Source organism: Streptomyces sp. NPDC020192, from assembly GCF_044388685.1.
GTDB lineage: Bacteria > Actinomycetota > Actinomycetes > Streptomycetales > Streptomycetaceae > Streptomyces.
The window spans coordinates 413314-432308 of the sequence record NZ_JBIRXG010000004.1; the positions used below are offsets into that span (position 1 = coordinate 413314).

Here is an 18995-nt window from a genome sequence, read left to right on the forward strand (position 1 = left end):
TCGCGGGCTGAGACCACGTAGCCCCCGCGCAATGTGACAAGCCCCGGCCGGCCGGGCTACGACCGCGCGAGCTGCCGTCGTACGAAGTCCAGCTTGTCCGGGTTCATCGCGGCCCGCACCTGGGCGATCAGGCCGTCCCGCAGCTCGAACGCCGCCACCCCGACGAGCACGTCGCCGCCCCACGCGGCCACCCCGCTCGCGCCGTTGACCTCGACCACCGCGTACGTCCAGCCCGTCGCGAACCGCTGCGCCGCGCCCACCAGGAAGCGCACGACCTTCTCGCGTCCCTCGACCGGCCGCAGGGCCGCCGACACCTTGCCGCCGCCGTCGCTCCACCACACCACGTCCTCGGCGAACAGCCTCTCCAGGCCGGCCACATCGCCCTCGCGGGCCGCCGTGATGAACCTCGTGACCAGCTCCTCCTGCCGCTCGGGCGCGGGCTCGAACCGGCCCTCCGGCCCCGCCACCCGGGCCACCGCCCGCCGGTACAGCTGGCGGCAGTTGGCCTCGCTCAGGGACAGCACGTCCGCGATCTCCCGGTGGCCGTAACCGAACGCCTCGCGTAGCACGTACACGGCTCGCTCGCTCGGCGTCAGCCGCTCGAGCAGCACCAGCATTGCCATCGAGACCTGGTCGCGCCGCTCCGCCGACTCCAGCGGGCCGAGCGTGCCGTCGGAGGTCAGCACGGGCTCGGGCAGCCAGGGCCCGCGGTACTCCTCGTGCCGGGCGCGGGCCGAGGTCAGCCGGGTCAGGCAGAGGTTGGTGACGGTTCTGGCGAGCCACGCGCCCGGGTGTTCGATCGCCGCCCGGTCGGCGCCGCTGAACCGCAGATACGCGTCCTGCACCGCGTCCTCCGCCTCGTGCGCGGAGCCCAGCAGCCGGTAGGCCAGCCCGAAGAGGCGGGGCCGATGGGATTCGAACTCGTCGGCGAGGGGCGGCAGTGGCGCTGTCATGCGCGTCAGCCTGCCAGAACACGCGGTGGCGGCCCGGCGGCGGGCAAGGGCCGTCGTCACCGCCACCGGACCCGTCCGCACCCTAAAAGGACTAGACCAGTACGGTCAATGGTCCGGGCCACCGTCAATCCGCCCTCCTCGCAGGCCAGTTGTCCCGTACGACTGCGCCGCGCAAGGCCCGCGACACGCGCTGTGAGGGAGCCCACACTCCTCGCCTGTCTGGATGACGGTCCGGCGTGGCACACTTGCCGTGTACCAGAAGCAGCGCACTCCGGGGTCGGTGAAAGTCCGAACCGGCGGTTACAGTCCGCGACCCGGTCGCTTCCAGCGGCCGGTTGACCAGGTGAAATTCCTGGACCGACGGTTAAAGTCCGGATGGGAGGCAGTGCGCGGCGAGCGGGCACGTCCGTAGTGCGCGCCGTCGTATCTGGGGCTCGTCCGCATTCGGACGAGTCCTTTTTCGGCGTCGCCGCAGGTCGGCTCACTCGTACATGCTGTCGTCATCGACAGGCCCCGGAGTCCGTGCCCGAAGAGGCAGGAGGACCCGGGAAGTGTTCACCGGAATCGTCGAAGAGCTTGGTGAGGTCACCGCCGTCGAGAACCTCGGCGACGCCTCCCGTTTCCGGCTCCGCGGCCCCGTCGTGACCGAGGGCGCGCAGCACGGCGACTCCATCGCCGTGAACGGGGTCTGTCTCACCGTCGTGGAGCACGAGGGTGACGAGTTCACCGCCGACGTCATGGCGGAGACCCTGAACCGCTCCAGCCTCGGCGCACTGACCGTCGGCTCCCGGGTCAACCTCGAACGCCCCACCGCCGTCGGCACCCGCCTCGGCGGCCACATCGTGCAGGGCCACGTCGACGGCACCGGCGAGGTGCTGGAGCGCAAGCCGTCCGAGAACTGGGAGATCGTGAAGGTCTCCCTCCCCGCGGACCTCGCCCGCTACGTGGTCGAGAAGGGCTCCATCACGGTCGACGGCATCAGCCTCACCGTCGTGGAGGCGGGCCCGGACCACTTCACGGTCAGCCTCATCCCGACCACCCTCGACCTGACCACCCTCGGCCACAAGCAGCCCGGCGACCCGGTCAACCTCGAGGTCGACGTCATCGCCAAGTACGTCGAGCGCCTCCTCGGCGACCGCGCCCAGGGAGCCGGCAAGTGAACTGGCTGAATTCCGAGGCCTTCACGCTCTTCGGCCAGCGCATCATCTGGTCCGACATGGTCGGCAACATCCTCGGCCTCATCACCCTCGCCCTCGGCTGGCGCCGCTCCCTGTGGACCTGGCCCGTGCAGTTCCTGTCCGGCCTCGTCCTCTTCGCCGCCTTCTACGGCCATCTGACCGGCAGCGCCGGCAAGCAAGCCGTCGTCATGACCGTGGCCCTCTACGGCTGGTGGCAGTGGCAGCGCAGCAGGGACCGGGCCGGTGACGGCCACATCGCCCCCCGCTTCGCCACCTGGCGCGAGCGCGCGGCCATGCTCGCCGCGGCCGCCGCCGGCACGGTCGCCGTCGCCCTGTTCTTCCAGGCCCACCCGAGCCTGTCCTGGGACCCGTGGCCAGACGCCTACATCTTCGTCGGCACCATCGTCGCGATGTACGCCCAGGCCAAGGGCATGGTCGAGTTCTGGATCGCCTGGCTCCTCGTCGACCTCGTCGGCGTCCCCCTCAACTTCACCAACGGCTACGCCTTCTCCGGCTTCGTCTACGTCATCTACGGCGCGCTCGTCCTGTGGGGCATGCGCGACTGGTGGCTGCGCTCGCGCAGGCGTCCGCAGCCCGTCCTGGAAGGAGCTCCGGCATGACCGCGGCACCTCTGCTCCACGACACCGACCCCATCGAGGACTTCCTGCTCGACCCCGTCGAACAGGCCATCGCCGACATCGCCGCGGGCCGCCCGGTCGTGGTCGTGGACGACGAGGACCGGGAGAACGAGGGCGACCTCGTCATCGCCGCCGAGAAGGCGACCCCCGAGATCGTCGCCTTCATGATGAGCGAGTGCCGGGGCCTGATCTGCGCCCCCATGGAGGGCGAGGAACTCGACCGGCTGCGGCTGCCGCAGATGGTCGAGGACAACACCGAGTCGATGAAGACCGCGTTCACCGTCTCCGTGGACGCCTCCGCCGCGCACGGCGTGACCACCGGCATCTCCGCCGCCGACCGCGCCACCACCCTCCAGCTGCTGGCGGGCGGCACCGCCGAGCCCACCGACTTCGTCCGCCCCGGCCATGTCTTCCCGCTGCGGGCCAAGTCCGGCGGCGTCCTCGTCCGCAACGGCCACACCGAGGCCGCCGTCGACCTCGCCCGGCTCGCGGGACTGCGCCCGGCCGGCGCCATCGTGGAGATCGCCGGCGAGGACGGCCGGATGCTGCGGCTGCCCGAGCTGATCCCGTTCGCCCGCAAGCACGGCCTGACGATCATCTCCATCGAGGACCTGATCGCCTACCGCCGCAGCAGCGAGCCCACCGTCCGCCGCGAGGCCGAGACCCGCCTGCCCACCAAGCACGGCACCTTCACCGCCTACGGCTACCGCTCCACCGACGGCGTCGAGCACGTCGCCCTCGTGCACGGCGAGATCGGCGACGGCGAGGACGTCCTGGTCCGCGTCCACTCCGAATGCCTCACCGGCGACGTCTTCGGCTCCCTGCGCTGCGACTGCGGCCCTCAGCTGGACACCGCCCTGGAGCGCATCCAGCAGGAGGGCCGGGGCGTGGTGGTCTACCTGCGCGGACACGAGGGACGCGGCATCGGCCTGCTGTCCAAGCTCCGGGCGTACGAGCTGCAGGAGCAGGGCCGCGACACGCTCGACGCCAACCTCGAACTGGGCCTGCCCGCCGACGCCCGGGACTACGGCGCCGGCGCGCGGATCCTCACCGACCTCGGCGTGCGCAGCGTCCGGCTCATGACCAACAACCCGGACAAGACCGACGCGCTGCTGCGCCACGGCCTGAAGGTCAACGGCCGCGAGCCGATGCCGGTCCAGGCCGGCGAGCACAATCTCCGGTACCTGCGCACCAAGCGGGACCGGATGGGACACGACCTGCCCTGGCTGGACACGCCCGCCGCGACCGCTTCCGCGGCCGCGGTCGCGTCCACCTGTGGCAACCAGTAAGCAAGGCACTGAAGGAGAGACGTGAGCGGCAAGGGTGCACCGGAACTGTCCGTACGGGGCGCGAGCGACCTTCGGGTCGCCGTCATCGCGGCGCAGTGGCACGAGAAGGTGATGGACGGTCTGGTGAACGGCGCCCTGCGCGCCCTGCACGAGCTGGGGATCGACGAGCCGACCCTGATCCGGGTCCCGGGCAGCTTCGAGCTCCCGGTCGCGGCGAAGGTGCTGGCCGGGCGCGGTTACGACGCGGTGGTCGCCCTCGGCGTCGTCATCCGCGGCGGCACCCCCCACTTCGACTACGTGTGCCAGGGCGTCACCCAGGGCCTCACCCAGGTCAGCATCGAGACCGGCGTCCCCGTCGGCTTCGGCGTGCTCACCTGCGACACCGAGGAGCAGGCCCTGGACCGGGCCGGCCTCGAGGGCTCCAACGAGGACAAGGGCCACGAGGCGGTGACGGCGGCGCTGGCCACGGCGGCCACGCTCCGCTCAGTATCCGAACCCTGGCACTAGGCCGTCCGCCATAACGGCTAGGGTGGGGCACACCATGTCCAAGAAGACGTTCGAGGAGCTCTTCACCGAGCTCCAGCACAAGGCCGCCCACGGCGATCCCGCCACCTCCCGCACCGCAGAGCTGGTCGGCAAGGGAGTCCATGCCATCGGCAAGAAGGTCGTCGAGGAGGCCGCCGAGGTCTGGATGGCCGCCGAGTACGAGGGCAAGGAGGCGGCCGCCGAGGAGATCTCGCAGCTGCTGTACCACGTCCAGGTGATGATGGTCGCCCGTGGGATCTCCCTGGACGACGTCTACGCCCACCTGTAAGCACCGTCGTAAAAGACCCGAAGACACCCCTTCACGCAAAGGAAGCCGACCTCATGCTGCGCATCGCCGTCCCCAACAAGGGTTCACTGTCCGGCCCTGCGGCGGAGATGCTGCATGAGGCCGGCTACCAGCAGCGCCGGGAGTCCAAGGAGCTGCGGATCGTCGACCCGGAGAACGAGGTCGAGTTCTTCTACCTCCGCCCCCGCGACATCGCGATCTACGTCTCCTCAGGCCGCCTCGACATCGGCATCACCGGCCGTGACCTGCTGATCGACTCCAGCGCCGGAGCCGAGGAGATCCTGCCGCTCGGCTTCGCCCGCTCCACCTTCCGCTTCGCCTCCAAGCCCGGCACGGCGAACGGCATCGAGGACCTCAAGGGGAAGACGGTCGCCACCTCCTACGAGGGCATCGTGCAGAAGCACCTCGCGGACAGCGGTATCGACGCCTCCGTCGTCCACCTCGACGGCGCCGTGGAGACCGCGATCGAGCTGGGCGTCGCCGAGGTCATCGCCGACGTCGTCGAGACCGGCACCAGCCTGCGCAACGCCGGCCTGGAGGTCTTCGGCGAGCCGATCATGAAGTCCGAGGCGATCGTCATCCGCCGCATCGGCGCCGACACCGAGGAGCCGAAGGTCCAGCAGTTCCTGCGCCGCCTCCAGGGCGTCCTGGTCGCGCGGACGTACGTGATGATGGACTACGACTGCCGCGTCGAGCAGCTGGAGAAGGCCGTCGCGCTCACCCCCGGCCTGGAGTCCCCGACCGTGTCCCCGCTGCACAACGAGGGCTGGGTCGCGGTCCGCGCCATGGTCCCCGCCAAGGAGGCGCAGCGGATCATGGACGACCTCTACGCCATCGGCGCCCGCGCCATCCTGACCACGGCCATCCACGCCTGCCGCCTCTGAGGGACGCGCACCGAGATGTCCGACACCCCCTCGCTTCCCGTCACCTTCCGGCCGGGCCGCACCCGGGCGATCCTGCTCACCGCCGGTGTCCTGATCTTCCTGACCATCTCCGCGATCGGGCTGCTGCTGGAGCAGCTCGGCCCCGGTGAGCGGCTCACCTTCGTCATCACCGGCGCGCTCATCTTCTGGGTGCTGGCCCTGCTGGCCCGGGTCCGGGTCGTCGCCGACGACTCCGGTGTCACCGTGGTGAATATCGCCAGCAAGCGGCGCCTGGACTGGGCGGAGATCGTTCAGGTGAACCTCCGTCCGGGCGACCCGTGGGTGTTCCTCAACCTCAGCGACGGCACCAGCCTGCCCGCGCTCGGCATCCAGCCGGGCATCGCCAAGCAGCGCGCCATCGCCGACGCGCGGGCCCTGCGGGCGCTCGCCGAGGCCCGCTCGACGGCCGTCGGGGCCGACGACCGGGGCTGACTCAGGGGCCAGCTCCGGGACACCTCGGGGCGCACTCCGAGGCAGATCGGGGCTGACTCCGGGGCGCCGACCCTGCCCGAGCGGCCCCTGTCTTGATTAATCTGGTGGCGGAGGCATTTTCGCCACGCCTCCACCCCTGTGCGCCGCCCGGTGTCCAGGGGTTCCTGCTACCCGAGGAGTGACTCCCTCCAGCGATGGACGGATCGTCCTGTAGTACCTGCGCCGCCCCTGCCCGACATACCGGGAAGGCGGCGGCATCGTGACCACCTCTCTGCTGCTCCTCGCAGCGGCCCTCCTGCTCATCCTGGCCAACGGTTTCTTCGTGGCGGCCGAGTTCGGCCTCGTCACGGTCGAGCGCCCGGAGGCCGAGAAGGCCGCCGCCGACGGCGACCGACGCGCCCGTACGGTCGTGGAGTCGGTCAAGGAGCTGTCCTTCCAGCTCTCCGGCACCCAGCTCGGCATCACCATCACCTCGCTGGTCGTCGGCATGCTCGCCGAACCGGCCCTGGCCGAGCTGCTGCACGGCCCGTTCGCCGCCGTCGGCATCCCCGGCGGCGCGGTCTCCGGCGTCGCCGTGGTCGCCGGCATGCTGCTGGCCTCCGCGATCCAGATGGTGATCGGTGAACTGGTGCCCAAGAACTGGGCCGTGTCCAAGCCGCTCCAGGTCGCGCGCTTCGTCGCGGGCCCGCAAGCCCACTTCTCCCGCCTCTTCCGCCCGGTGATCGCCGCGCTCAACACCGTCGCCAACCGGCTCGTACGGGCCCTCGGCGTCGAGCCGGCCGAGGAGCTGGCCTCCGCCCGCACCCCGGGCGAACTCGTCTCCCTGGCCCGGCACTCCGCGCAGGCCGGCGCCCTGGAGCAGGACACCGCCGACCTGTTCGTGCGCACCCTGTCCCTGGGCGAGCTGACCGCACAGCACGTCATGACCCCGCGCGTGAAGGTCAGCGCCCTGCAGGACTCGGCCACCGCCGAGGACGTCGTCAACCTCACCCGGGCCACGGGCCTGTCCCGCTTCCCCGTCTACCGGGAGAAGATCGACGAGATCGTCGGCATGGCCCACCTCAAGGACGCCCTGGCCGTCCCCGTGCACGACCGGCTGCGCACCCCGGTCAGCCGCATCGCCCGCAAGGCGCTGCTGGTCCCCGAGACCCTGCCGGTCCAGCCCCTGCTCGCCCGGCTCCGCTCCGAGCAGCCCATCGCGGTCGTCGTCGACGAGTACGGCGGCACGGCCGGCGTCGTCACCCTGGAGGACATCGTCGAGGAACTCGTCGGCGAGGTCCGCGACGAGCACGACCGCCAGGACGCCCCGGAACTCGCGGCCGCCCCGCCGCAGGACGGCAAGCCCGCCTGGGACGTCGACGGCAGCGTCCGTGTCGACATCCTCCAGCGCATAGGCCTGGACGTGCCCGAGGGTCCGTACGAGACGGTCGCGGGCCTGGTCGCCGACCTGCTCGGCCGTATCCCGGCCCCCGGCGACCGCGCCGAACTGCCCGGCTGGCGGCTCTCGGTCCGCCAGGTCCGCCACTACCGCGCCGAACGGGTCCGCCTGGTCAGGACGGCCCCGGTGATGGAGGCCGCCCGATGAGCGTCCTCCAACTGGTCTTCGCCGCGCTGCTCGTGCTCGCCAACGGCTTCTTCGTCGGCGCCGAGTTCGCGCTCGTCTCCGTCCGCCGCAGCCAGATCGAACCGCTGGGGACGGCGCGGGCGCGCCAGGTGCTCTACGGCCTGGAGCGCCTGCCCCAGATGATGGCCGCGGCCCAGTTCGGCATCACGGTCTGCTCCCTGACGCTCGGCGCGGTCGCCGAGCCGACGGTGGCGCATCTGCTGGAACCGGTGTTCGAGGCGATCCACCTCCCGGACGGCGTGATCCACCCGCTGGGCTATGTGATCGCGCTCGCCGGGGTGGTCTTCTTCCACCTGGTCATCGGCGAGATGGTGCCGAAGAACCTCGCGATGGCGGCCCCCGAGAAGGCGGCGCTCTGGCTGAGCCCCGGCCTGGTGGCCTTCGCCCGCCTCTGCAAGCCGATCACGGTGGCCCTGGGTGCCTGCGCCCAGGCCATCCTCCGCCTCTTCCGGGTCGACCCCAAGGACGAGGTCGAGGCGGTGGTGACGAGCGAACAGCTCAACCGCCTCCTGGAGGACTCCGGCCAGGCGGGCCTCCTCGACCCCGAGGAACGCGAACGCCTGGAGGACGCCCTGGAACTGGGCTCCCGCCCGGTGACGGACGTCCTGCTGCGCCGCGAGTCCCTGGTGACGGTGACCCCCTCCGTCACCCCGGGCGAGATCGTCGAACTGACGGCCCGCACGGGCTACTCCCGCTTCCCGGTCTCGGCGACGGCCAAGGGCCCCTTCATGGGGTACGTCCACGTCAAGGACGTGCTGGACCTGGAGGAGTCCGACCGGGCCGTCCCGCAACACGTGTGGCGCCCGATGGCGACCCTGCGGGCCGAGCTGCTGCTCGACGACGCCCTGACGGTCATGCGCCGAGCGGCCACGCACCTGGCCCAGGTCGCCGACGCCTCCGGCAAGGTGCTGGGCCTGGTGGCCCTGGAGGACGTACTGGAGATGCTGGTCGGCGAGGTACGGGATCCGGCACACCGGGAGATGCCGGACGTGAAGTTGACCGAGCCGAGGGTGAGTGGGGAGCCGGAGGGAGCGCTCGCCTAGCAGCCCGGGTGGGGGCGGGGATCCGTGTGACTGCGGCCCGGTGGCCGGATTGCCGCGCCCACGGGGCGGAGCCGTGTATCGACACGGCCCCGCCCCTTCGGGCGCTTCACATACCCGGCGGATCATGCGGCCCCCGCCCCGACAGCACCTCCCCGTACGCCTGCATCAGATCCGGCAGCCGCAGCGTCGCCAGGTCCTCCCGGGACAGCGAGCCCAGATACCCGGACAGCCGCAGATCCCGGTAGGCGCAGCTCTTCTCGTACAGGGTCCGCAGGAAGCGGCCGTTGCCCAGCTCGTCGATCCACCCCTGCTCGACCACGTGCCCGGCGATCGACCGCAGCTCCTCCAGTGCCTCCTCGTCCCACATGTCCCCGTTCTCCGCCGCCAGCACCTTGCCGATCTCGGTGAGTTCCTGTGGCCGGTAGGAGGGGAAGTCGACACGGGTCGTGAAGCGGGAGGACAGCCCGGGGTTCGCCGCGAGGAGCCGGTCCATGCCCTCGGGATAGCCGGCCAGGATCACCACCAGGTGGTCCCGGTTGTCCTCGGCCCGCTTCAGCAGCACCTGCAGGGCCTCGTCGCCGTACGCGTCGCCCTTGCCGTATCCGGAGTTGGACAGCGAGTACGCCTCGTCCACGAACAGCACGCCGCCGATCGCGGAGTCGATCAGCTCGTTGGCCTTCACGGCCGTCTGCCCGAGGTACTCGCCGACCAGGTCCGCCCGCTGGGCCTCGACCAGATGGTCCCCGCCGAGCAGGCCGAGCGCGTAGAAGACGCGGCCGAGGATCCGGGCCACCGTGGTCTTCCCCGTCCCCGACGGCCCCGAGAAGACGAAGTGCCGCTTCGGCGGCTGCACCGGCAGCCCCTGCCCGGCCCGCAGCCGCGCCATGTTCAACTGCGCGGACAGCGCTTTCACCTGGCGTTTGACCGGCTCCAGCCCCACCATGCGCTCCAGCTCGGCGAGCGCCTCCTCCAGCAGGGCGGGATCGGTCGGCCCCGCCGGGATGGGCGAGGAGGCGGCACCGGTCCTCACCCGCACCGCCGGATCGCTTACCGACGGCAGGGGCCCGGTCGGCAGATCCGGCTCGGGCAGCCGCAGATCCCGGCCCTCGGTGCCGAAGAGCGGATCGAAGCCGTCGGGCCCGTCCACGCTGTCCTGGCCGGCACCGGTCAGGGTGATGGCGGCGAGGTCGGCGGTGTCGTCGTAGCCGTCGCCCTCGGCGATCGCCGCGAGCCGCGCCGAGGTGTCCATGAAGGCCGGGTCGACGCGGTGCACGGCCCGGTACAGGGGGAGCGCCGCCGCCGAGCGGCCCGTGCCCTCGTGCGCCCGTGCCAGCCAGTAGCGCAGCTCCTTGCGCTGCGGCTGCTCGCTGCGGCACCGCATCAGCGCCGCCGACAGCAGCGGCTCGGCCTGGCCGTACATCTCCAGCCGGACCCGGGCCATGCCGCCGAACAGGCCCGCCTCGATGCCGAGCAGGGGATCGTCCAGCAGGGGGTCGGTGTGCCGGACCAGCTGCTCCCAGTCCTTGACCAGATAGGCGCGGCAGGCGTGCAGGAAGCGGACCTGGGGGTCGGTGTCGACCGGCGGCAGTCCGGCGAGTGCCCGGTCCAGCTCCGGTACGTGCCGGCCGTCCAGCCAGTGCGAGGCGTGCGCCAGCAGCAGATCGCGCGGGCTCTCCAGCACCGGCTGCACCCACCAGCCCAGCCAGTACCAGGAGTTGAGGGTCCTGCGGTGCCGGGCGCGCTGCTCGCCGAAGCGGTCGCGGTGCCGGAACATCCTGAGCAGCGCGGTCGTCGTGTCGACCCGGAGCGCGTGCAGCCCGAGCCAGCCGTCCGCCATCCCCGGATCCATCCGCACCGCGGTGCGGAACTCCTCCTCCGCCTGCGGATAGGCACCCATCGTGTAGGCGTCCACCCCCCGCAGCCAGGCGAGGTCGGCCGGGGCGTCGGAGCCCTGCGTGCCGAAGTCCATCCGTCCCCCCACAGACCGTGCCCCCGTGGTTCCACCACCGGGCGGACGCCCGGGGCCGCCGCGGTCGAACCGCCGTGCCGCGGACCGGAGTTGCAGGTGCGCGAGGCAGCCGCCCGTAGGTCGCACCGAGGGCATCGTACCCGCGGTACGACCGCGTTCCGAAGGGTGCCGTGCCTGCCGTTTGACGAGGTGGGAGCAGACGGGGCGCACGCGCATTCGTGACCGAGGGTGAGCGGACCGGTGCGTGGGGCGCCCGAAAAGGTGTCTTTGGGCAGAACGAAGCCCCCGGTCACGGGGGAACAACCGGGGGCTTCGCGTCGAGGGGCGGTTCCGAAGGACCGCACATTGAGAACGTAAGACCTGTACGGGCCCCGGGTCAAGCGGAGTTGAGGCACTTCGGGAAGTTCACTCCCCGGGTCCTTCACGACTTCACCACAATGCGGATGACCCATCACTCTGGGTCACGCTCTGGTCCGACCCGGTCGTTGCCCCGGGCCCCGGCAGCACCTCGTACCCCTTCGGCGTCTGCGACACCAGGAGATCGGCATGGGGGCGTGAGGGGTCGGCGGCGAAGTGCGCGCGCTCCGCCTCGACCCAGCCCTCCCAGAACTCCCGCTGCTCCGCCCCGTCCCGCAGTCGGCCGCGCGTCCAGGACTCCTCCCTCGGCAGCTCCATCCACAGCAGCCGGGCCAGATGCGGCCGCAGCGCGCGGCGGCCGGCGCCGACACCCTCCAGCAGGACCACGGGCGCGGCCGGCAGCGGGAGCGGTGCGCCGAAGGTCCGGGCCCGCCAGTCGTAGGGGGCGTAGTGCGCGCACTCGCCGCGGGTGAACGGGTGGATCACCTGGGCCAGGAGCCGGTCGGTCCACTCGAAGAGCTGCTCGTGGCTCGCGATGTCGTCGAGACGCAGCACCGGCGCCCCGCCGAGGGCCGCGCTCAAGTGCCCGGTGAACGTGGACTTTCCGGAGCCGGCGTGCCCGTCGACGCCGATCAGCCGGACCGGCCCGACGGAGGGAGGAAGCCGGCGCAGCCGGGTGGCGAGGTCGCGGATGATGGTTCCCGGGGGTGGGTGGATGTGGGCGGTTTTCCGGAAACAGTGTAGTAGTGGTCGCGTTTTGAATCATCGGCTGGTGGCCAGTCAATGGTCCGTATAAACATTCGTGAATCGCCTGACCGATATGTCGAATTCGGCGTTCCGGATGTGTCCGTTGCTGAGTAGGGTGCCTCCAGCGCAACCGCCGATGCGTCGTACGGGGACTGGGGACATGGCCGCGGAGTTATTCGAAGGGCACTATGTGTGGCATCCGGCGGCCGACGACCGTGTGCTGGCAAGCGTTTGCGTCGATGTGCGGGCCGGACGTTATCGATACGCGTACGAGGCGCTCGCCGAGACGCGCTCCGACTTCGGGCTGCGTGCCCATCGCTCGCTGGTCCTCGCCTCCGAGGCCGCCGGCACCGATCTGGTCGAGCGCTGGCTCGCCGAGGAGCCGACCCCCGAGTCGGCGCTGATGTGGGCCCGGGTCGCGGTGCAGCGTGCGCTGCGGGCCGCCGACGCGCGCGACGACCGCGCCGAGGCGCTGGAGCGGATCGCCCTGACCGCCTGCGACCGCGCCGCCGCCCTGGCCCCCGAGGACCCCACCCCCTGGGTCGCCAAGCTCGCCATGGCCCGGCTGCACCGGTTGCGTGACCCCGCCCCGCAGGGCCTGCTGACCGCCCCGCCCGGCCCGTGGCGGCTGTTCGCGCACGTCCTCTCCCTGGACCCGTGGCACCGCGAGGCCCACCACCGCTTCCTGTCCTGCTTCTTCACGCGGTACGGCGGTTCCGTCAACGCGGCCTGGGACGTGGCCGCCTTCCTCAGTCAGCGGGCGCCCGCCGACTCCGCCCTGCGGCTGCTGCCCCTGGTCGCCCTGGTGGAGAGCTACAACCCGACCCAACTGCTCGCCGACCGTGTCTGGGAACAGCCGCAGTGGCGCTCCACCGCGCTCGCGATCTACCAGAACTGGACGCCCGCGGTGGCCGGTTACCGCTTCACCCCGGTGCTCGACCTGGCCTACCTCGCACACGCGCTGGTCATGGGCCAGCGCGAGTTCGAGGCCCGGGCGGTGTTCACGGCGATGGGTCCGTACGCCTCGCGCATGCCCTGGAGCGCCTTCGGCGACCCCGCCGAACAGCTCTCCCGGGCCCGGCGCGCCTGCGGGCTGCCGGTCCCGGGAGCCGCCTGACCGCACGTGCTCTGTCCCCACCGAGAGAAAGGCGAACCGTCTTGGAACGGATGTCGGCCGCACGGGCGAAGGCCCGCGCGGGAGAAGACCCGGTCGTGCTCGACGACGACGCGACCCTGCACGCGATGGGCTATCCACGGAAACTCACCCGGCGTTTCCAGGCCTTCGACAATTTCGCGATCTCCTTCACCATCATCAATGTCCTCTCGGGTATTTTCTCCTCCTTCGGATTCGGCATGGGTGCGGGCGGACCCCGCGTTCTCGTGTTCGGCTGGATCGGCGTGTCGGTCATGGTGCTGCTCATCGGCGCGGCCATGGCGGAAGTCGCCTCCGCCTATCCGACGAGCGGGGCTCTGTATTTCTCCGCCGGTAAACTCGCCAAACGGCACAAGGGTGCCTGGTCCTGGTTCACGGGCTGGCTGAACTTCGTCGGCCAGATCGGCGGCACCGCCGCCACCGGCTACGCGGCCGCCACCTTCGTCCAGGCCTTCGTGAGCCTCCAGTGGCCCTCCTACCAGCCGACCACCCACCAGACGGTACTGATCACGGCGCTGATCATCGTCGTGCAGGGCCTCGCGAACACCTACACCGTCCAGCTCGTCGCCGTACTGAACCGTATTTCCGTATGGTGGCTGCTGATCGGACTCGTCGTGATCGTGAGCGCACTCATAGTGATCCCCGATCACCACCAGTCGGCCTCGTTCGTGACGCATTTCGAGAACAACACCGGCTTCACGAACGGGCTTTACGGCGGCATGCTCGGTCTGCTGGTCACCAGCTGGACCTTCACCGGGTTCGACGGCAGCTTCCACATGTCCGAGGAAACGGTCCGCGCGACGGTCAACGCGCCCAAGGGGATCACCCGGTCCATCGGCTATTCGGCGGTCACCGGTCTGATCCTGATGCTGGCACTGGTCTACAGCATCGGCGACTACGCCAAGGAGGCCTCTTCGGGCGCGCCCCCCGTCCAGATCCTCATCGACGCGCTCGGCCTCGGCACCGCCAAGGTCATGCTCCTCATCGTCATCGGCGCGATGCTCTTCTGCGGGCTCGCCAACCTCACCAGCAACACCCGGCAGATCTTCGCCTTCTCCCGGGACGGCGCGATGCCCGGCTCGCGCTGGTGGCACACGGTCTCGACGCGCACCCGTACGCCCGTGAAGGCCGTGTGGCTCGCGGTGGCCTGCTCGCTGGCCCTCGTCGTGCCCGGCTGGTGGTCCCACACAGCGTTCACCGCGATCGTCAGCGTCAACGTCGTCGGTCTCTTCCTCGCCTACGCCGTGCCGATCTTCCTGCGGCTGCGGCTCGGCGACGCGTTCGAGCCCGGCCCGTGGCACCTGGGCCGCTGGGGCCGTCCGGTCGGCTGGCTCGCCGTGATCTGGATCCTCCTGAGCAGCGTCCTGTTCATGCTCCCGCAGGTCTCGCCGATCACCGCCGACTCCTTCAACTACGCGCCGATCGCCCTGGCCGGCGTCCTGCTGATCGCGACGGCGTGGTGGTTCGCCACGGCCCGCCGCCGCTTCCAGGGCCCGGTCAGCTACGGCCGCCCCGACGAGGTCGCGGCGATGGATCTCGTCTGACCCGCGCATCCCCGCGCTCCGAAGGAGCGCGGGGATGCCGGTGCTTCACCAGAGGCCCAGACCAATGAACCTCGCGCGGCATGAGCCGAAGTGCTGGCAGGCCCCTTCCGCCTGTTCCATAGTGGGCGCGAACCACGCACCGGACAGCTCCGACCCGGACACCTGGGGGTAACCGCGCCCATGAGCAGAGCCCAGCAGCCGTCCCGTAGAACCGTCCTCACCGCGGCCGCAGCAGCAGCCGTCACGGCGGCCGTGGCAGGCGCCGCGACCCCAGCCGCCGAAGCCGCGCAGCGCACCGCCGACGACGACCCCGCGCAGGTCCGCCCGATCGACTACCACGCCTGGACCACGTACCGCGCCTGGCGCCTCGGCGCCGCCGAGGGGGTCCGGGTCGTCTCCGGCCCCCGCCCCGGCGTCGTGATCGGCACCCCCGCCGGCCGTACCGACTACACCGACCCGCACACCGGCACGACCGCCACCTGGGAGTACGCCGTCTGGACCGCCCCGGACCACCGGCTCACCACCCCCGCGACCGAGGTCGTCGCCTCCTGGAACGCCCACACCCCCGCCGGCACCTGGCTCCAGGTCGAACTCCAGGGCACGTACTCCGACGGCACCGTCACCCCCTGGTACGTGATGGGCCGCTGGGCCGCCGGTGACCAGGACATCAAGCGGACCTCGGTGGACGGTCAGGGGGACGGCAGGAGTGGCATCTCGACCGACACCTTCGCCATCGACGACGCGAGCACCGGCCTGCGCCTGACGTCGTACCGGCTGCGCCTCACCCTCTACCGCAGGCCCGGCACCCATCTGACCCCCACCGTCTGGCGGCTCGGCGCCATGGGCTCCGACATCCCCGACCGCTTCACGGTCCCCGCCTCCACGCCCGGCCTCGTCCGGGAGCTGATCGTCCCGCGCTACTCGCAGGAGATCCACAAGGGCCAGTACCCGCAGTACGACAACGGCGGCGAGGCCTGGTGCAGCCCCACCTCCTCGCAGATGATCATCGAGTACTGGGGCGGCCGGCTCACCCCCGGGCAGCTGTCCTGGGTCGATCCCTCCTACGCCGACCCGCAGGTCGACAACGCGGCCCGCTTCACCTACGACTACCAGTACGAGGGCTGCGGCAACTGGCCGTTCAACGCCGCCTACGCGGCCACGTTCGACGGCATCCAGGGCGTCGTCACCCGGCTCGCCTCGCTCACGGACCTGGAGACGCTGATCGCGGCCGGCATCCCGGCCATAACGTCCCAGTCGTTCCTGAAGACCGAGCTGACCGGCGCGGGCTACGGCACCTCGGGCCATCTGATGACCGTCATCGGCTTCACGGCGGACGGCGACGTCATCGCCAACGACCCGGCCTCGCCGAGCGACGACGCCGTACGACGGGTCTATCCGAGGCGGGAGTTCGAGAACATCTGGCTCAGGACCAAGCGGTACAACGCCTCCGGCAAGGTCGTCTCCGGCACCGGGGGAGTCTGCTACCTCTACTTCCCGGCCCACCCCACCCCGCACCAGCTCAGGGCGCTCGCGGCGGTGGGCGTGTGCTGACCGTGTGAGGAAGCTCATCGCCGCACACGCCGTCGCGGGTGGCAAGGTGGACAAACAGGGGGAGAACCCACTCCGTACGTCCGACCTGCAGCGAGTAACCACATGACCGCACACCCGGCCACCGCCACCCGCGCCCGTGCCCGCACCGGAGGGCCCCGGGAAGACGGCCCGAAGATCGTCGAACACCTCATGGGCTGGGTCCTCGTCGCGGTGCTCGCGATGCTCGTGACCCAGCTCGGACTGCTCTGACCGTCTGCTCCGAACCGGATCCGCTCACGCGTACGGCATGTTCTGACATACTGCGGAGGTCCCGCCGACCGCTTGGAACAGAGCCGAAATTGACTATGCCGCACCAGCGTGCCGCCGTCCGTCCCCGGATGCGCGGCACCGAGCGCTCGGTCGCGCGTCGAGCCGAACTCATCGCCATCGGGCGGAAGTTGTTCGCCGACACGTCCTACGACACGCTGTCCATGGACGACATCGCCCGCCAGGCACATGTCGCCAAGGGGCTGATCTACTACTACTTCCAGTCCAAGCGCGGCTACTACCTGGCGATCATTGAGGACTCCGTCGCCGACCTGGTCACCTTCGCCGCGAGCGGCCTCGAACTGGACGCCGTCGACCGCGTCCACCGCACCGTCGACAGCTATCTGCGCTACGCCGAGCAGCACCAGGCGGCCTACCGGGCCATCGTCAGCGGCGGCGTCGGCTTCGACACCGAGGTGCACGCCATCCGGGACGGCGTGCGCGAGGCGATCGTCACCACCATCGCCGAGGGCGCCTACGGCCGCCGGGACATCTCCCCGCTGGCCCGGATGAGCCTGCTGTCCTGGGTGTGCAGCGTCGAGGGTGCGACCCTGGACTGGATCGACCACCCCGAACTGTCCCGCGACACCATGCGCGAACTCCTGGTGAAGACGCTTGGCGGAGCCCTGCGCGCCGTCGAGGAACTGGACCCCGTCTACCCGGCCCCGCAGCCCGCTCGCCGCGACGCCTGACGCACGGCCGGCTGACACGCGAGGGAGTGGAGGCTGGTGGCCTCCGCTCCCAGGGGTTTGCATGAGCCCAATATTGTCATGCACGTAACAAGACTAGAGCATCGACGACTTCCGGCTGGATTCTTGAAGTAAGCGGTCGTTAACTGGTGACGGGAGGTCGCCGATCGGGCATACTCACTGCGCACAGCCGCTGGTCAGCAGCTTCCGAGACCCGGGAGCGGCGCCTGCGGCATCCGGAACGACCAGGCGGAGCCGCCCCCACCCCACGGGCCCCCGCCCGTGCCCGACAGGGAGGAGACCGACGCCATGTCCGACCGCGACCCGCAGCCGGTGGAGCGTCAACTGCCCACGGAAGAGGCGAGGGATCTGCTCGCGCTCGTCCGTGAGATCGCCCAGCGTGAGATCGCGCCGAAGGCTGCCGAGGAGGAGGACGCGGGACGCTTCCCGCGCGGGGTCTTCACCCTGCTCTCCGAGTCCGGCCTGCTCGGCCTGCCCTACGACTCCGAGTACGGCGGCGGCGACCAGCCCTACGAGGTCTACCTCCAGGTCCTGGAGGAGCTGGCCATGGCCCGGCTCACCGTGGGCCTCGGCGTCAGCGTGCACACGCTCGCCTCCTACGCGCTCGCCACCTACGGCACCAAGCAGCAGCAGGTCGAGCACCTGCCCGCGATGCTCGGCGGCGGCCTGCTCGGCGCCTACTGCCTCTCCGAGCCGTCATCGGGTTCCGACGCGGCCTCGCTGCGTACGAAGGCCGTCAGGGACGGCGACCAATGGGTGATCAACGGCACCAAGGCCTGGATCACGCACGGCGGCATCGCCGACTTCTACACCGTGATGGCCCGCACCGGCGAGGAGGGCCCGCGCGGGATCACCGCCTTCCTGGTCCCCGGCGACACCCCCGGCCTGAGCGGGGCCGTGCCCGAGAAGAAGATGGGCATGAAGGGCTCGCCCACCGCGCAGGTCCACCTCGACGGCGTCCGCGTGGGCGACGACCGGCGGATCGGCGAGGAGGGCCAGGGCTTCTTCATCGCCCTGTCCGCCCTCGACTCCGGCCGGCTCGGCATCGCCGCCTGCGCGATCGGCCTCGCCCAGGCCGCCCTGGACGAGGCGGTCCGCTACGCCACCGAGCGCCGGCAGTTCGGCCGGCCCATCGCCGACTTCCAGGGCCTGCGTTTCATGATCGCCGACATGGCCACCCAGATCGAGGCCGGCCGCGCGCTGTACCTCGCGGCGGCCCGGCTGCGCGACGCGGGCAAGCCCTTCGCCAAGCAGGCCGCCATGGCCAAGCTGCACTGCACCGACACGGCCATGAAGGTCACCACGGACGCCGTGCAGATACTCGGCGGCTACGGCTACACCGCCGACTTTCCGGCCGAGCGCTATATGCGCGAGGCCAAGGTCCTGCAGATCGTCGAGGGCACCAACCAGATCCAGCGGATGGTCATCGCCCGTCATGTGGCGGGACCCGAGGCTCGCTGAACTGCCCCCTGAGGACTGTCGGGGCCGCCAGCCTGACCCACTCCGGGTCGTGGCGGCCCGGCAGGGTGCGGCCCCGGTCGGCCCAGGCCCGCATGAGGTCACGGTAGATGGGCGGATCCGGCGCCACGGGCGGCGGAACCGATTCTGCGGGGCGCGGAACGAAGATGCGGCGCTGACGCCCGGTCGCCGAGTACAGGGGAGTCACACCCGGGCAACGCGGTGCCGGCCGGACAGGTCACCGCCGCGTGGAATCGGGCGTCAGTTCACGCGCGTCCCGTCTCCCCT

At 70.9% G+C, this 18995-nt stretch carries 18 protein-coding genes and 1 riboswitch; of the genes, 15 read left to right on the top strand and 3 right to left on the bottom strand.

The window, feature by feature from the left end; genetic code table 11:
- Positions 1-56: 56 nt before the first annotated feature.
- The gene (locus ACH47Z_RS11510; protein WP_399072979.1) at positions 57-953 is read right to left on the bottom strand and encodes an RNA polymerase sigma-70 factor; all 897 of its coding nucleotides are present in this window, start codon (positions 951-953) and stop codon (positions 57-59) included.
- Positions 954-1215: 262 nt separating this feature from the next.
- A riboswitch (FMN riboswitch) is annotated at positions 1216-1346 on the top strand.
- Between the two features lie 158 nt (positions 1347-1504).
- Between ACH47Z_RS11510 and ACH47Z_RS11515 the strand changes: the two genes are divergently transcribed.
- From ACH47Z_RS11515 to ACH47Z_RS11555, 9 genes are all read left to right on the top strand, one after another.
- The gene (locus ACH47Z_RS11515; protein ID WP_399072980.1) at positions 1505-2113 is read left to right on the top strand and encodes a riboflavin synthase; all 609 of its coding nucleotides are present in this window, start codon (positions 1505-1507) and stop codon (positions 2111-2113) included.
- Positions 2110-2751 (top strand): nicotinamide riboside transporter PnuC, encoded by a 642-nt coding sequence (locus ACH47Z_RS11520; RefSeq protein WP_399072981.1) that lies wholly within the window; start codon positions 2110-2112, stop codon positions 2749-2751. The genes ACH47Z_RS11515 and ACH47Z_RS11520 overlap by 4 nt, the downstream gene beginning before the upstream one ends.
- Complete coding sequence (locus tag ACH47Z_RS11525) at positions 2748-4058, top strand: bifunctional 3,4-dihydroxy-2-butanone-4-phosphate synthase/GTP cyclohydrolase II (RefSeq protein ID WP_399072982.1); 1311 nt, start codon at positions 2748-2750, stop codon at positions 4056-4058. Before ACH47Z_RS11520 ends, ACH47Z_RS11525 begins: the two co-directional genes overlap by 4 nt.
- Before the next feature lie 21 nt (positions 4059-4079).
- On the top strand, positions 4080-4565 hold the full coding sequence (ribH, locus tag ACH47Z_RS11530) for a 6,7-dimethyl-8-ribityllumazine synthase (RefSeq protein ID WP_399072983.1): 486 nt from the start codon (positions 4080-4082) through the stop codon (positions 4563-4565).
- A gap of 34 nt (positions 4566-4599) precedes the next feature.
- Positions 4600-4872, top strand: coding sequence for a phosphoribosyl-ATP diphosphatase (locus ACH47Z_RS11535; protein WP_007491392.1), 273 nt, complete (start codon positions 4600-4602; stop codon positions 4870-4872).
- A 53-nt stretch (positions 4873-4925) separates the two neighbouring features.
- The gene (hisG, locus tag ACH47Z_RS11540; RefSeq protein WP_399072984.1) at positions 4926-5774 is read left to right on the top strand and encodes an ATP phosphoribosyltransferase; all 849 of its coding nucleotides are present in this window, start codon (positions 4926-4928) and stop codon (positions 5772-5774) included.
- A 15-nt stretch (positions 5775-5789) separates the two neighbouring features.
- Positions 5790-6245, top strand: a complete 456-nt coding sequence (locus ACH47Z_RS11545; RefSeq protein ID WP_399072985.1) for a PH domain-containing protein — start codon at positions 5790-5792, stop codon at positions 6243-6245.
- A gap of 259 nt (positions 6246-6504) precedes the next feature.
- Positions 6505-7830, top strand: a complete 1326-nt coding sequence (locus tag ACH47Z_RS11550; RefSeq protein WP_399072986.1) for a hemolysin family protein — start codon at positions 6505-6507, stop codon at positions 7828-7830.
- Positions 7827-8912 carry a hemolysin family protein gene (locus ACH47Z_RS11555; RefSeq protein ID WP_399072987.1) on the top strand — a complete coding sequence of 362 codons (1086 nt, stop codon included), beginning with the start codon at positions 7827-7829 and terminating at the stop codon, positions 8910-8912. Before ACH47Z_RS11550 ends, ACH47Z_RS11555 begins: the two co-directional genes overlap by 4 nt.
- Positions 8913-9018: 106 nt before the next feature.
- Here the strand turns inward: ACH47Z_RS11555 and ACH47Z_RS11560 are convergent, their stop codons facing one another.
- Together ACH47Z_RS11560 and ACH47Z_RS11565 are read right to left on the bottom strand one after the other, a co-directional pair.
- Positions 9019-10881, bottom strand: coding sequence for an AAA family ATPase (locus tag ACH47Z_RS11560; RefSeq protein WP_399072988.1), 1863 nt, complete (start codon positions 10879-10881; stop codon positions 9019-9021).
- 429 nt (positions 10882-11310) lie between these two features.
- Positions 11311-11931: a uridine kinase gene (locus ACH47Z_RS11565; RefSeq protein ID WP_399073041.1), complete on the bottom strand. Its 621-nt coding sequence runs from the start codon at positions 11929-11931 to the stop codon at positions 11311-11313.
- A 214-nt stretch (positions 11932-12145) separates the two neighbouring features.
- Between ACH47Z_RS11565 and ACH47Z_RS11570 the strand changes: the two genes are divergently transcribed.
- The 6 genes from ACH47Z_RS11570 to ACH47Z_RS11595 all read left to right on the top strand — a co-directional run bounded on the left by ACH47Z_RS11570 (position 12146) and on the right by ACH47Z_RS11595 (position 18710).
- Positions 12146-13102: a hypothetical protein gene (locus ACH47Z_RS11570; protein WP_399072989.1), complete on the top strand. Its 957-nt coding sequence runs from the start codon at positions 12146-12148 to the stop codon at positions 13100-13102.
- A 50-nt stretch (positions 13103-13152) separates the two neighbouring features.
- Positions 13153-14682: an amino acid permease gene (locus tag ACH47Z_RS11575; RefSeq protein WP_399073042.1), complete on the top strand. Its 1530-nt coding sequence runs from the start codon at positions 13153-13155 to the stop codon at positions 14680-14682.
- A gap of 180 nt (positions 14683-14862) precedes the next feature.
- Positions 14863-16233, top strand: a complete 1371-nt coding sequence (locus ACH47Z_RS11580) for a peptidase C39 family protein (protein WP_399072990.1) — start codon at positions 14863-14865, stop codon at positions 16231-16233.
- A 102-nt stretch (positions 16234-16335) separates the two neighbouring features.
- Positions 16336-16482, top strand: a complete 147-nt coding sequence (locus ACH47Z_RS11585) for an SCO1431 family membrane protein (protein ID WP_399072991.1) — start codon at positions 16336-16338, stop codon at positions 16480-16482.
- 95 nt (positions 16483-16577) lie between these two features.
- Positions 16578-17231: a TetR/AcrR family transcriptional regulator gene (locus ACH47Z_RS11590; protein WP_399073043.1), complete on the top strand. Its 654-nt coding sequence runs from the start codon at positions 16578-16580 to the stop codon at positions 17229-17231.
- 306 nt (positions 17232-17537) lie between these two features.
- Positions 17538-18710: an acyl-CoA dehydrogenase family protein gene (locus tag ACH47Z_RS11595; protein ID WP_399072992.1), complete on the top strand. Its 1173-nt coding sequence runs from the start codon at positions 17538-17540 to the stop codon at positions 18708-18710.
- The last annotated feature ends 285 nt before the right edge of the window (positions 18711-18995 follow it).